A 13,480-nucleotide genomic window follows, 5' to 3' on the forward strand; every position below is an offset into this window, starting at 1 on the left:
AAGAGGGGGCCGCATGACCGTCACTCAGCGCCGGGGCCGGAAGATCATGATGACGCCTGGTGAGCTGGACGAGTTCCTCACCAGCCAGCGCACCTGCCGGGTCGCCACCGTGTCCGCGGACGGCGCCCCGCACGTGAGCACGCTGTGGTTCGCCTGGGACGGCACGTCGATGTGGCTCTACTCGGTGGTGCGCAGCAAGCGGTGGACCGATCTGCGGCGCGATCCACGCGTGGCGATCGTGGTGGACACGGGCGAGGAGTACGACGAACTGCGCGGTGTCGAGCTGTCCGGCACCGTGGACTTCGTGGGCGAGGCACCGCGCACCGGGGAGCTGCGCGCGGAACTCGACCTGCCCGAGACCCTGTTCGCCCGCAAGAACTTCCGCCTCGACGAGATGCCGCACGACGGCCGGCACGCGTGGATCCGGCTGACCCCGGAGAAGATCGTCTCCTGGGACTTCCGCAAGCTGGGAGCGCTGTAGCCGGGCCCTTTCGACGTCAGGGCCCGGCCCAGGCCGGCCCATGCCTAGTCCAGCTTCTCGGCCGACTCCTTGAGTGCCTTCACCGCCGCCCGGATCGACGGGCGGCGGTCGGCGTCCGCGCGCCAGACGACGTACACATGCCGGCGCACCCGCTGCCTCAGCGGAACGGTCACGACCTGCGCGGGCATCGGGTGCCGCCCCAGCAGGGGTGCGATGCACACCCCCAACCCCGCGGCGACCAGCCCGAGTTGCGTGTGCGTCTCGGCGGCGCGGTGGCCGACGATCGGCTCGATGCCCTTGGAGCGCAGCGTGAACATCAGCCACTCGTGGCAGAACTCACCCTCGCCCCAGGTGATCCACTCGTCCTCGGCGAACTCGGCGAGGTCCACCTCGTCGCGGTCCGCGAGCCGGTGGCCGGCCGGCATCGCCACGTCGGCGGGGTCGTCCAGGATCTGCGCCTTGACCAGGCCGTCGGGCAGCGGCATCGGCTTGTTGTACCAGTCGAGCACGACGGCGAGGTCGAGGTCGCCGCGGATCACCCCGGCGATGCCGCTCTCGGGTTCCAGCTCGCAGGAGCGGACCCGCAGCGCCGGGTGCTGCGCGCGCAGGGCGGCGAGCGCGGTGGGGAACAGGCCGCGCGCGGCGGTCGGGAACGCCGACAGCCTGAGTTCGCCGACGACCTGTCCGCGCTGCGCCTCCAGGTCGGACTGGGCGAGTTCGACCTGCGACAGGATGCGCGCCGCGTGCTCGGCGAGCAGCCGGCCCGCGTCTGTGAGCCGCACCCCCCGCCCGTTCTTGGCGAGGAGCTGCTGTCCGACCTCCCGCTCCAGCTTCGACATCTGCTGCGAGACGGCCGACGTGGTGATGTGCAGCCCCTCGGCGGCACCGCTGACCGAGCCGTGCCGGGCGAGGGCGTCGAGGGTGCGCAGGCGCTCCAGGTTCAACATGTAAGCAATACTACGAGATACCGCTCGCGAAATTTCGATTGTGCTACGAGGTCGCACACACCATCGTGGTGGCCATGAGCACCGTCACCGCCACCCGCACCGCGGCCCGGACCGCCTCCCGCCCCCGCCCCGCCGTCGACTGGCGCCTGCGCTTCGGAGCCCTCTCACTGATCTGGGGCTTCAGCTTCCTGCTCATCAAGGTGGGCACCGAGGGCTACGCCCCCTTCCAGGTCACGCTCGGCCGCCTGGGCTTCGGCACGGCGGTGCTCGCCGCCGCGATGGCCGTACGGCGGGAGCGCCTCCCGCGCGGAACCCGCACCTGGGCGCACCTGACGGTGGCCGCGTTCTTCCTGAACGCGCTGCCGTTCTCGCTCTTCGCCTACTCCGAGCTGACGATCCCGTCCACGCTCGCCGGCATCTGCAACGCGACCTCACCCCTGTGGGGCATGGCCCTGTCCCTGGTCGCCCTCTCCGAGGACCGGCCCACCCGGGTCAGGGTCGCGGGTCTCGGCCTCGGCTTCCTCGGCGTCCTGACGGTCCTCGGCGCCTGGCAGGGCTTCCACGGCCTGGACGCCACGGGCACGGCGATGGCCCTGCTGGCCTCGCTCAGCTACCCGATCGGCTGGATCTACGTCCGTCGCACCCTGGCCGGCTCCAGCCACTCGAACCTCTCCCTCACCGGCGCGCAGCTGTTGCTGGCCACGCTGCAACTGGCGGTCGTCACCCCGCTGTTCACCAGCCTGCCGAGCGACTTCCCCGTCACGCCCCTGCTGGCGATCGCCGCGCTGGGCGCCCTGGGCACGGGGCTCGCGGTCCTCCTCCAGTACGGCCTGGTCGCCGAGGTCGGCCCCACGACGGCCCAGATGGTCACCTACTTCATCCCGGTCATCGCCACCGCCGCAGGCGTCGCCATCCTCGGCGAGTCGCTCAGCTGGTCGACACCGGTCGGCGCGGCGATCGTCCTGGCGGGGGCGGCGTTGACGCAGGCGAGGCCGAAGAGGCGCGACCACCTCCCCGAGGCGGGGTCCGGGTCCACTTCGGCAACCGGGCCCGCTTTCGCGACCGAGTCCACTCCCGCAACCGGGCCCGCTTCCGCAACCGGGTCCACTCCAGCAACCAATCCCACTTCGGAAACCGAGCCCACTCCCGCAACCGGGTCCACCGCCCCATCCGAATCCCCGGTCGGCCCCGCATCCGTACCCGGCCCTCCTGCCGACATCCAGGACGGCCCCGCGCAGTCCCTCACCGACGTCAGGTCCTAGACGTAACTGCGCACCGGGGCCGGCCTGATGGCGGAGGCGACCGCGTCCGCCAGCGGGCCGGTCTCGGTCACGGTGAGTGTCGAGACGGTGATCCGGATTCCGGGCGGTGCGCTCATCCGGAAGCGGGCGCCGGGCGCGACGGCCCACCCGGAGTGCAGCAGCCGGGCGACGGCGCCGGTCTCGTCGGGCACGGGGATCCACACGTTCAGTCCGGAGCGCCCGTGGGCCTCGACACCGCGGGCCGCGAGCGCGTCGATCAGCAGATCCCGGCGCGCCCGGTACGCGGCCGCCACCGCCGGCGTGTCCAGCGCGCCGTCGGCCCACAGCCGCCGCACGGCCTCCTGCGTGATCCGGCTGACCCAGCCGGGCCCGAGCCGCTGCCGTCCGCGCACCCGGTCGACGGTGACGGCGTCCCCGGTGAACACGCCGAGCCGCAGGTCAGGACCGTACGCCTTGGCGACCGAGCGCACGAAGGCCCAGCTGTGGGTGACCCCCGCGAGGGGATGCAGGGGCAGGTCGACGATCTTGTGGCCGTGGTCGTCCTCGATCAGCAGCGTCCGCGGGTGCGCCCGCAGCACGGACCGCAGGGCACGCGCGCGCGTGGCGCTCACCGCCGCCCCCGTCGGGTTCTGCGCCCGGTCGGTGACGATCAGGGCACGCGCCCCGGACTCCAGGGCCCTGCGTACGTCGTCCGGGAGCGGCCCCTCGTCGTCGACGCCCACGGGGGCGGTGCGCAGCCCGAGCGCCGGGACCAGGTCGAGCAGACCGCCCCATCCGGGGTCCTCCACCGCGACGACGTCTCCCGGTTTGAGGTGGACGGCGAGGATCCGCCCGATGGCGTCCAGCGACCCCGACATGACGGCGAGGGGGCCGTCCGGCACCCCGTCGGCGTCCATCGCGGCCCGTGCGAGCCGTGCCAGCTCCGGCTCGACCGGAGCCTCTCCGTACATGACCGGCCGCCGGTCGCTCTGCGCGGCGGCCGCCGCGAAGGCCTGTGCGAGGGAGGGCAGGAGCGCGGGGTCCGGATTGCCGTTCGACACGTCCCGCACGCCCTCGGGTACGTCGACGCGGATGTGTGCGCGGCCGGTGGTGGCCGGCTTGGGCCGCACCCGGCTGCCCCGGCGCCCGGCGGTCTCGATGACCCCGCGCTCGCGCAGGGTGCGATAGGCGGCCGCGACGGTATTGGGATTCACGCCCAGTTCGGTGGCCAACTCCCGCATCGGAGGCAACAGTTGGCCGGGTTCCAGGTCACCGGCACCCACCGCCTGCTCGATGCTCGCCGAAATCTCTGCTGCACGCCGGCCTGTGATCCGGTAATCTCCTAGCACAAAGCGAATTATGCACTAGTGCAATGGAGAGCGCAATGCAGGGGACCCAGCAGACGACGACACAGCCCGCCGCCTACGCCCCGACCGACCGCACCGTCCCCACGCGCGCCGCGCACAAGGCCTCGTACGACAGGGAGCTGGTGCACGCGATACTCGACGAGGCCTACGTCTGCCACCTGGGTTTCGTGCGTGACGGCGCACCGGTCGTGCTGCCCACGCTGTACGGCCGGGTCGGCGAGCGGCTCTACGTCCACGGCTCGACGGGTTCGCGTCCGCTGCGGATGACGGGACAGGCCGTCCCCGGTCTCCCGGTGTGCCTGACGGTCACGCACGTCGACGCGCTGATCCTGGCCCGCTCGGCCTTCCATCACTCGATCAACTACCGGTCGGTCGTCGTACACGGCATCGCCCACGACGTGACGGACCCCGAGGAGAAGCGGGTCGCCCTGGACGCGCTGGTCGACCACGTCGTACCGGGCCGGTCCCGCGACTCGCGGCCGGCCAACAAGAAGGAGTTCGCCGCCACCGCGGTGATCCGCCTCGACCTCGACGAGGTCTCCGCCAAGCTCCGCACCGGCGGCGTCAACGACGAGCCCGAGGACCTCGCCCTCCCGCACTGGGCCGGCGTCGTCCCCCTGCGCAAGGGCTACGAGACTCCCCTCGCCGACGCCGGCCTGGCCCCCGGCACCGAGGTCCCCGGCTACCTCCAGGCCCTGTGATGCTGATCCACCCGTGGGACGCGCCCCGCGACGACGCCGAATGGCAGGGTTGGCTGGACGTCCACGACTTCGGGCAGCTCGCCGTCAACGGCCTTGCGGGCGAGCCGCCGTACGTCCAGCCCCTGCACTTCGCCTACGACGCCGAGCGCGGCGAGGTGCTCACGCACCTGGCCCGTCCGAACCCCCTGTGGGACGCCCTGGAGACGAACCCCGAGGTTCTGCTGAGCGTGGTCGACGACTACGCGTTCATCCCCGGCCCCTGGCAGGCGCCGCCGGACGTCCCCTCCGAGCACGGCACGCCGACGAGCCTGTACGCGGCGGTCCAACTCCGCTGCACGGCCCACATCGTGGACGATCCGGCCGAGAAGGCCGCGCTCCTCAACCGGCAGGTCGGCCACTTCCAGCCGGAGGGCGGTTCCGCACGGGCGGCGGTGGGTGAGGCGCCGTACGGCCGGTTGCTCTCCGGGATCCGGGGGCTGCGGCTCGACGTGGTCGCCGTACGGGCGAAGTTCAAGTACGCGGGACACCGGCCCGCAGCGGTCCAGCACCGGATCGCGGCCGGCCTCGCCGACCGCGGCGGTCCGGGGGACGCGGCGGCGCGCGAGCACCTGCTGAACCGGCGCGGAATCTGAGCGGCGAGTGGCCCTCCCCCACGGGAAGGGCCACTCGTCGTCACACGAGGACGGGTTCCCCCTGTGCCGCACCTCGGGCTTCCGCCACCGCGAGCCCGGCGACCGACCCGAGCATCAGCAGAGTGCCGGCCAGCGTGGCCGCGGTGAGCCGCTCACCGAGCAGCACCACGGCGAGCACCGCGGCTCCCACCGGTTCCAGCAGCATGACCACGGACACGGTGGTGGACCGGACGACGGCGGCGGCCGCGAAGTAGAGGACGTAGGCGAGAGCCGTGGGGACGGCCGCGATGTAGGCCAACAGGCACAGGAGCAGGCCGGGTTCCGCGGTGTGCGGCACCAGTCCCTCGGCCAGGGCGAACGGCAGCAGGCACAGGCTGGTGACCGCGAGCGTCCACACGGACGCACTCGCGGCATCCGCACCGCCGTCCCGGCCCCGGCTCCGCGTGACCAGGGTCATCACACAGCCCCCGGCCGCCGACACCAGCCCGAACAGCACCCCCCACGGGCGCACGGACGCGTCCTCGCCCCCGAGCATCAGCACCCCCAGTCCGGCGAGCGCCCCGACAACAGCGAACGCCCCGCCCCGCCCGAGCCGCTCCCCCAGGGTCAGCCTCGCCCCCAGCGCGATGAGGACGGGACCGGCGCCGAGGGTGACGACGGTGGCCACGGCGAGACCGGTGGCCTCGACGGACGCGAAGTAGGCCGTCTGGAACACGGCCAGACACAGACCCGTGACACCGGCCCGCCGCGCCTGGTGACGCAGTGGTTCCCGTACGGCCGTCCGCGCGCCGCCCGTTCGCGGGAGGCGGGCGGCGAGCAGCAGCACGAGCCCGGCGGCGCAGCGCCAGAAGGACAGGGCGACGGGTCCGATGTCACTGGCGCCGTAGGCCAGGGAAGCGACCGCGCCGGCGGTGCCCCAGGCGACACCGGCGACGATCAGGTAGAGAAGGCCTCGCCCGACGGGCAGGCCGGAAGCAGCATTCGACACGCGTTCTCTCCGCAGTGCGCAAGGTGCGCTGAAGTTCGGGAAAGGACGCCCGCTGTGCGGGGTCCACGGACTTCGTCTGCGGGCAGCACCGTTCCGCCCGGCGGTGTACTGCCGGGCTCGGGGGGCTCAGAACACCCCGCTTCGCCGGATGGCCCGCCTCAGGCGGCCGGCGGCGGAAGAACGATGCGGTGAGGATGCATGATCGGGAGCCTAGGTGGCGGTTCCGCGGGCCGACAACTCACTTTCCGTGCCGCCGCTCGCCACCGGCTCCGGGGAACCCTTGGCGGGCGCCGACGACTGGGCGATGAACGCTCCCGCCAGGACGACCGCGCCACCGATGATCTGCGGTGCCGAGAGGTGCTCGCCGAGCAGTACCCAGGCAAGGACGGTGGCGATGACCGCCTCGAGGCAGGCCACGACGCCGGCGACCTGCGGAGAGAGCCGGCGCACCGAGACCACCCCGGTGACGTAGGCGAGGACCGTGGCGACGAGCACGATCCAGGCGAGCAGCAGACCGGCGGCGACCGGCGTGCCGTCCATGTCCGCGCTGCGGGCGAGCAGGGACCAGTCCATGGTCCAGGGGCGCGCCACGACGGTCAGCACCAGGGTGCCGACGAGGAGGCCGTACGCGATGACCCCGAGCGGGTCGGGTGCCTCGTCGCCGGAGTCGCTGCCCTGGTCGGACAGGACGAAGTAGCCGACCTGGCAGCAGGCGGCACCGAGCGCGAGCAGCAGACCGAGGGCGTCGAAGCTCAGACCGGACCAGACCTCGACGACACAGGCGAGTCCGCCGACCGCGAGGACCACGCCGAGCGCGGCGGCACGGGTCACCGGCCGCCGCTGCACGAACCGCACCCAGCCGAGCACGAGGGCGGGCGCGAGGTACTCGACGAGCAGCGCGACCCCGACGGGGATGCGGGAGATCGCGGCGAAGTAGCAGGCCTGGACGCCGGCCACCGCGAGCAGACCGAAACCGGCGAGCAGGGCGGGGCGGCGGCGCAGCAGCGCTCGGTGGCGTACGGCGACCGGGAGCATCACCACGGCCGCGCCCGCCACGCGCAGCCACACCACGTGGAGCGGGTCGAGGCCCGCCTCGATCAGCGGCTTGGCCGCGACTCCGGATCCGCCGAAGGCGAGCGCGGACCCGAGCGCGAGGCTGAGCCCGACGCCCCTTCCGCGGTGGCCCTGACTGCTCTCAGACGTATGCACCGGCACATGATGACAGGCGATGACATGAGCGTCATCCCCGTTGACACCTGTCTCAGCGGCTGGACCGCGGGGCTACCCCTACGTCCCGCTCACCGGGTTCGCCGAGAAGTGGCGGTTCACCCGCGCGAGCACCTCGGCCGCGTCGATCCCGGCTCGGCCGAGCACCTCGACGGCCCGCGCCTGCGGGTCCACGACGATCGCCGCGAGCAGGTCGATGCCCCGGGCCGGACCGCCGTCACGTCGGGCGGCGCGTGCCCGGGCGTACTCCATCGCCCCGGCGGCCAGCGGCGAGAAGCCCTCGACCCCGGTCACGACCGGTACGGCACCGGAGTCCTCGACGGTGCCCTGCCAGCGCAGCCCGTACCCGATGCTGCGCTGCACGAGGTAGCCGAGAAGGCGGGCGAACTGCGGTTCGGCGTCGAAGAAGACCCGCACCTCCGGATCACCCTCCAGGAGGGAGTGCAGCAGATGGGCCGTGTCGATCTGCCGGTCCCCGTCCCGGACCGCCCGCCGACGGGCACCGGAGACCACCGCTGCCAGTTCGGCACTGAGCCTGGCATCGTTGTCCGAAGGGAGCGGGGGCCGGCCGACGGGCTCTTGGGCCGACTGCCGGGGGATACGGGGTTGCACACCCCTACCCCATCAGTCCCGCCCTCTCGGGTCATCCGCGAAAGGAAGCATCTTCGCGTCCCACGGGAAGCGGACCCCGCAGGCCGGAATCTCCTCCTTACGGATGAGATCACGCCTTTCCGCTCCGAGAGGTGCGCGCCGCCTTGCCCTGCGGGTCCCGAGACCTGCGGATGAGAACCGCGCCTCCACACCATGCATTTCTGACGGCTCATCAGTATTGAATGTTCCGGGTCCTGCGGCTACGTTCCGCGACACCCCGGCCCGAGACGAAGAGGTGGTCGCATGGCCGAAGTCAGCGCGGAGGCGCGTATCGAGGCACCCGCGGAGAAGGTCTGGGCCCAGTTGACCGACTGGTCCGCGTACGGCGAGTGGAACGCGACCCACACCAGCTTCCCCAAGGGCGGCCCGGAGACCCTCGCCGTGGGCGGGACGTTCCAGGAGAACATGAAGCTCATGGGGTTCCCCGCCGAGGTCGAGTGGACCATCGAGGAACTGGAGCCGGCCCGGGTGCTCGCGATCCGCGGCAAGGGCCCGATGGCCGTGACCGTCGCCACGCGCTACACACTCACCCCCGACGGCGACGCCACGACGGCCCGCATCGACGGCGAGTTCACCGGCGCCGCCGTCTCGCTGATGGCGGGCAAGCTCAAGGACTCGGCGACGGCGGCGCTGAACGAGTCGCTGCGCAAGCTGGCAGGACTCGTGAGCTGACGGCCCCACGACTGCCCGACCGCCCACGCGAAAGGCGCCCCGCGGATCACTCCACGGGGCGCCCCTTCACTGCCGTCCGGCCGTCAGTCCTCATCGGCGAGGATCAGGTACAGCTTCTTGCGGGCGTCGTTGATCACGCCGACCGCCTTCTCGCGCTGTTCCTTGCTGCCCGTCTTCCAGACCTGCCCGAAGGCCTCCATCAGACCGAAGCCGGCCTGACGGATCTCACCGAGGGCCTCCCAGTCGACGCCGCGGGAGGCTTCCTCCCAGGGCGCGTCGGGGCCCTCCTCGGCCGCGGTGCGGCCGGCGTCGGTGAGCGCGAACAGCTTCTTGCCGCCCTCGGACTCACTGGTGATCAGCCCCTCGTCCTCCAGCAACTGGAGGGTGGGGTACACCGAGCCGGGACTGGGCTTCCACGCCCCGCCACTGCGCTCGGCGATCTCCTGGATCATCTCGTACCCGTGCATGGGCCGGTCCTTCAACAGGGCCAGGATCGACGCGCGCACGTCACCGCGCCGCGCCCTCCCCCGCGGTCCGCCTCGCCCCCGGGGCCCCCAGGGCCCCGGGCCGAAGCCCGGTCCGCCGAAGCCGGGACCGCCGCCGGGGCCACCCGGCCCGAAGGGCCCGAAGGCGCCACGCCGGCCCTCGAAACCGCCCCGGCCGCCGGCACCACCATGCCCACGTTCGAATCCATGGGAACGCATCGCCATCACTCCATTCCATCGTTGATCTGTCGCGATGCGTCAACGATATATCGGTAGTGTTCGCATGGCAAGCCCCTGCGGCTGAGCTTCCTCGCCCGGTCCAGGACCCGAATTCGGTCCAGTACTCCGGAATTGGCCTTGGTCCCCGCCGCGGCAGCGCCCCTAGCGTCGGGACATGCGTATCCGAATCGTCGACGCCTTCACCGACCGCCCCTTCGCCGGCAACCCGGCCGGAGTCCTGCTCCTCGACGCCTTCCCGGAGGACGAGCGGCTCCAGAACATCGCCCTGGAGGTCAACCACGCCGAGACGGCGTTCGCCCACCGGCTGCCCGAAGGCGGCGAGGCCGACTGGGCGCTGCGCTGGTTCACGCCCGCCGCCGAGGTCGACCTGTGCGGTCACGCCACGCTCGCCACGGCCCACGTCCTGCACACCACCGGCGCCCACGAGGGCCCGGTGCGATTCGCCACGCGCAGCGGTGTGCTCGTCGCGACGCTCCGCGAGGACGGTTCGATCACGCTGGACTTCCCGACGGCACCGCTCACCTCGGTCAGACTCCCCGACCAAGTCGCCGAGGCCCTCGGCGCCGAGCCGCTCACCGCCTTCGACACCGGCCCGAACATCGGCGACCTGCTCGTCGAGCTCCCCGACGAGAAGACGGTCCGCTCCCTCGCGCCCGACCACAAAGCCCTCGTCGCCCACTCGGAGCGCGGCATCATCGCCACCGCCCGCGCCGAGGACCCCGCCCGCGGCTACGACTTCGTCTCCCGCTGCTTCTTCCCACGCCTCGGCATCGACGAGGACCCGGTCACGGGCAGCGCCCACACGGCGCTCGCCCCCTACTGGTCCGAGCGCCTCGGCCGCCCTGACCTCACCGGCCTCCAGGCCTCCCCGCGCTCCGGCCGCGTCCGTACGGAACTGCGGGGCGACCGCACCCTGCTGACCGGCCGCGCGGTGACGGTGATCGACGGCGAGCTACTGGCCTAGCCAGGTGGGCGACGGCGTACGGCGTGCTGCCGATGGTTCACGCCGTCGGCAGCCAGCCCACCTTGCCCGCCAGCAGCGCGTAGCCCACGAACGCCCCGATGTCGAGCAGGGAGTGCGCCACCACCAGAGGTCCCACGCGCCCCCAGCGGCGGTACAGGTACACGAACACCACGCCCATCACCATGTTGCCGATGAAGCCGCCGATGCCCTGGTAGAGGTGGTACGACCCGCGCAGCACGGAACTGGCCACCAGCGCGGTGCCGGGCGTCCAGCCCAACTGGCCGAGCCGGCGCAGCAGATAGCCCACCACGATGACTTCTTCGAGGATCGCGTTCTGCATCGCGGACATGATCAGCACCGGGTACTTCCACCACACCTCGGGCAGTGCCTCGGGCACCACGGTGAGGTTGAAGCCGAGACCGCGCGCGGCCAGGTAGAAGGCGATCCCGGTGCTGCCGATGACCGCCGCGACCGCGGCCCCGCGGCCGAGGTCCGGCCACGGCCGGGTGCGGTCGAAGCCGAGGGCGCGCAGGCCCTGCCCCTCGCGGAGCAGGAAGTGCGCGACCAGCGCGACGGGCACCAGCGCCGAGGCGATCCCGAACAGCTGCCAGGCGAGGTCCAGCCAGGGTCGGCCGGGCGCGGCCGACGCGTTGAGGGTGGCCGCCTGGTCCTTGAGGCCTCCCGGCTTGGTGACCGATCCGACAAAGCTGATCAGGGCGGACACACCACTCGCACCGAGCGAGAGCCCCAGAACGAGCAGGGTCTCGTCCCGAAGGATCCGTCGTGAGGGCCGCTCCTCAGGAAAGGAATCGGCCTTCGAGCCCGCCTCCGACTGCACACCGGCCTCCAGTTGAGTCATCCCGCCGCATCCCCACGGCCGTCGGGACTCAACAGGGAGGGCCACCACCGTCGCGGGACGTCACAGCTTGCCCGATCAGTATGGGGCGGGCGGCAGCGACCCCCGGTCGTGACCGATCACCCAAGAAGGAGATCGTGAAGGCGATCGTGGCGCCGGGGGTGCGGGACGCCGACCGGCGTCCTCGCTTCCTCAGCCCAGCGGCACCGGCTCCGGCAGCCCCACCGGCCACGTGTGCACCGGCTCCCCCTTGTGCATCAGCTCGCGGTACCACCGGGTCGTGGCGGCCAGCGCGGCTTCCCGGGACAGGCCGCTCTCCAGCGCCCGGTGGAAGGTCGCGGCCTGCCAGGACGCGCCGTTGACCCGGCGTCGGCAGCGTTCCTCGATGACGCCGAGGTACAGGTCCCGGTCCGCGGGCTCGACGCCCCACGCGTCGAGGCCGGCCGCGGCCAGCGGCAGCAGTTCGTCGCGTACGAGGCTGACGGCGTCGACCTCGGTCGTGCCGCCGTAACGGCCGCGCCGGGGCCAGGTGAGGCGGGCGTCGATGCCGTGCCGGCACGCGGCGTCGAAGTTGGCGGCGGCGGCCTCGAAGGGCAGCCTGCTCCAGACCGGCCGTGACTCCTCGGCGAGGGCGCGTACGAGGCCGTAGTAGAAGGCGGCGTTGGCGATGACGTCGGTGATGGTGGGGCCGGCGGGCAGCACGCGGTTCTCCACGCGCAGGTGCGGGACGCCGTCGGCGATGCCGTAGACCGGGCGGTTCCAGCGGTAGACGGTGCCGTTGTGCAGGACGAGCTCGGCGAGCTTCGGGATGCCGCCCTCGTCGAGGACCTCCAGCGGGTCCTCGTCGTCGCAGATGGGCAGCAGGGCCGGGTAGTAGCGCAGGTTCTCCTCGAAGAGGTCGTACGCGGAGGAGATCCACCGCTCGCCGAACCAGGTGCGCGGGCGCACTCCCTGGGCCTGGAGTTCGGGCGGGCGGGTGTCGGTGGACTGCTGGAACAGCGGCGGCCGGGATTCTCGCCACAGCTCGCGGCCGAACAGGAACGGCGAGTTGGCGCCCACGGCGATCTGCGCCGCGGCGACGGCCTGGGCGGCGTTCCACACATCGGCGAAGCGGCCCGGAGTGACCTGGAGGTGGAGCTGCACGGAGGTGCAGGCGGCCTCGGGCGCGATGGACTTCGAGCTGCAGGTCAGGCGCTCCACGCCGTCGATGTCGAGGGCGAAGTCCTCGCCGCGGGCGGCCACGATCTGGTCGTTGAGCAGGACGTAGCGGTCGACGTCGGAGAGGTTCGAGGAGACCAGGTCGTCGCGGTCGAGGGTCGGCAGAATGCCGATCATCACGATTCCCGCGTCGAGCTCTCCCGCTTTCCTGTCGGCATATGCCAGTGAGGTGCGGAGTTCCTCGGCCAGCCGGTCGAATACCCGCCCACCCAATCGGTGTGGGGCTATGTTGACTTCCAGGTTGAACATGGCGAGTTCTGTTTGGAAATCTCGGCTTGCGATGCGTTCGAGCACCTGCGCATTGAGCATTTTCGGCATGCCGTCGGCACCCGTGAGATTCAGTTCGATCTCCAGCCCCATGAGGTTCCTGGGGCGGTCGAACCGCTTCTCGGCCAGGAGTCGCTCCAGCCCCGTCAGATTCCGGCGGAGCTTGTCGCGGTAGCGCTGGCGATCGGACAGGTCGAACTGACCTGCCACGACCTTCTCCCCCATCGCAGGGTCCTCTCGCATGGGCGGGCCGAAGACCGCCGCCGTGTCCGGGTCAGGTGGGATGATGCCCAGCCGGGACGATCGATAACGTCACGGGCGGGACCGGCAGTCGCTACTCTGATGGATGTGCCCGGTGGCACATTCACCAGGCATGGTGCACCGTGCAGTTGCGAGTTCCCACGGGAGCTCGTGAAAAACGCCGACAAGAATGGGCCGTCCGCCCTTTCGACGTTTTTCGAGGTCACCGCCGCGCAGTCGGCCCGGAACCGGGATGATTCCCACGAATCGTCGACCGAATGGACCCTTGTTCTCCTCGCCGGA

14 protein-coding genes are annotated in these 13,480 nt (G+C 71.8%); 6 read left to right on the forward strand and 8 right to left on the reverse strand.

What is annotated here, in order from left to right; genetic code table 11:
* Positions 1-13 precede the first annotated feature (13 nt).
* On the forward strand, positions 14-481 hold the full coding sequence (locus ACWBNA_RS33285; protein WP_482708222.1) for a pyridoxamine 5'-phosphate oxidase family protein: 468 nt from the start codon (positions 14-16) through the stop codon (positions 479-481).
* 44 nt (positions 482-525) lie between these two features.
* Here the strand turns inward: ACWBNA_RS33285 and ACWBNA_RS33290 are convergent, their stop codons facing one another.
* A complete protein-coding gene (locus ACWBNA_RS33290) occupies positions 526-1,428 on the reverse strand; it encodes a LysR family transcriptional regulator (protein ID WP_482708223.1) in 903 nt (300 codons plus the stop codon).
* A 74-nt stretch (positions 1,429-1,502) separates the two neighbouring features.
* On the opposite strand from ACWBNA_RS33290, the gene ACWBNA_RS33295 reads away from it, so the two are divergent.
* Positions 1,503-2,690: a DMT family transporter gene (locus ACWBNA_RS33295; RefSeq protein ID WP_482708224.1), complete on the forward strand. Its 1,188-nt coding sequence runs from the start codon at positions 1,503-1,505 to the stop codon at positions 2,688-2,690.
* Here the strand turns inward: ACWBNA_RS33295 and ACWBNA_RS33300 are convergent.
* Complete coding sequence (locus ACWBNA_RS33300; RefSeq protein WP_482708225.1) at positions 2,687-4,018, reverse strand: aminotransferase class I/II-fold pyridoxal phosphate-dependent enzyme; 1,332 nt, start codon at positions 4,016-4,018, stop codon at positions 2,687-2,689. The genes ACWBNA_RS33295 and ACWBNA_RS33300 overlap by 4 nt on opposite strands.
* Positions 4,019-4,053: 35 nt before the next feature.
* Here ACWBNA_RS33300 and ACWBNA_RS33305 point away from each other — a divergent pair, with 35 nt between their 5' ends.
* Together ACWBNA_RS33305 and ACWBNA_RS33310 are read left to right on the forward strand one after the other, a co-directional pair.
* A complete protein-coding gene (locus ACWBNA_RS33305) occupies positions 4,054-4,737 on the forward strand; it encodes a pyridoxamine 5'-phosphate oxidase family protein (protein ID WP_482708226.1) in 684 nt (227 codons plus the stop codon).
* Positions 4,737-5,369 carry an FMN-binding negative transcriptional regulator gene (locus ACWBNA_RS33310; RefSeq protein ID WP_482708227.1) on the forward strand — a complete coding sequence of 211 codons (633 nt, stop codon included), beginning with the start codon at positions 4,737-4,739 and terminating at the stop codon, positions 5,367-5,369. Before ACWBNA_RS33305 ends, ACWBNA_RS33310 begins: the two co-directional genes overlap by 1 nt.
* Before the next feature lie 40 nt (positions 5,370-5,409).
* Here the strand turns inward: ACWBNA_RS33310 and ACWBNA_RS33315 are convergent, their stop codons facing one another.
* The 3 genes from ACWBNA_RS33315 to ACWBNA_RS33325 all read right to left on the reverse strand — a co-directional run bounded on the left by ACWBNA_RS33315 (position 5,410) and on the right by ACWBNA_RS33325 (position 8,196).
* Positions 5,410-6,357: a DMT family transporter gene (locus ACWBNA_RS33315; protein ID WP_482708228.1), complete on the reverse strand. Its 948-nt coding sequence runs from the start codon at positions 6,355-6,357 to the stop codon at positions 5,410-5,412.
* 210 nt (positions 6,358-6,567) lie between these two features.
* A complete protein-coding gene (locus ACWBNA_RS33320) occupies positions 6,568-7,572 on the reverse strand; it encodes an EamA family transporter (protein WP_482708229.1) in 1,005 nt (334 codons plus the stop codon).
* Positions 7,573-7,644: 72 nt separating this feature from the next.
* On the reverse strand, positions 7,645-8,196 hold the full coding sequence (locus ACWBNA_RS33325) for a Clp protease N-terminal domain-containing protein (protein ID WP_482708230.1): 552 nt from the start codon (positions 8,194-8,196) through the stop codon (positions 7,645-7,647).
* Between the two features lie 282 nt (positions 8,197-8,478).
* Here ACWBNA_RS33325 and ACWBNA_RS33330 point away from each other — a divergent pair, with 282 nt between their 5' ends.
* The gene (locus tag ACWBNA_RS33330; RefSeq protein WP_482708231.1) at positions 8,479-8,907 is read left to right on the forward strand and encodes a type II toxin-antitoxin system Rv0910 family toxin; all 429 of its coding nucleotides are present in this window, start codon (positions 8,479-8,481) and stop codon (positions 8,905-8,907) included.
* Between the two features lie 83 nt (positions 8,908-8,990).
* Here ACWBNA_RS33330 and ACWBNA_RS33335 read toward each other — a convergent pair whose 3' ends face one another.
* Positions 8,991-9,611 (reverse strand): PadR family transcriptional regulator, encoded by a 621-nt coding sequence (locus ACWBNA_RS33335; RefSeq protein ID WP_482708232.1) that lies wholly within the window; start codon positions 9,609-9,611, stop codon positions 8,991-8,993.
* A 175-nt stretch (positions 9,612-9,786) separates the two neighbouring features.
* On the opposite strand from ACWBNA_RS33335, the gene ACWBNA_RS33340 reads away from it, so the two are divergent.
* On the forward strand, positions 9,787-10,596 hold the full coding sequence (locus ACWBNA_RS33340; RefSeq protein WP_482708233.1) for a PhzF family phenazine biosynthesis protein: 810 nt from the start codon (positions 9,787-9,789) through the stop codon (positions 10,594-10,596).
* A gap of 37 nt (positions 10,597-10,633) precedes the next feature.
* Here ACWBNA_RS33340 and ACWBNA_RS33345 read toward each other — a convergent pair whose 3' ends face one another.
* On the reverse strand, positions 10,634-11,455 hold the full coding sequence (locus ACWBNA_RS33345) for a CPBP family intramembrane glutamic endopeptidase (protein WP_482708234.1): 822 nt from the start codon (positions 11,453-11,455) through the stop codon (positions 10,634-10,636).
* Positions 11,456-11,644: 189 nt separating this feature from the next.
* Positions 11,645-13,162, reverse strand: a complete 1,518-nt coding sequence (locus ACWBNA_RS33350) for a glutamate-cysteine ligase family protein (protein ID WP_482708235.1) — start codon at positions 13,160-13,162, stop codon at positions 11,645-11,647.
* Positions 13,163-13,480: the final 318 nt, after the last annotated feature.

The sequence above is a fragment of the Streptomyces sp. Q2 genome, from assembly GCF_056820935.1.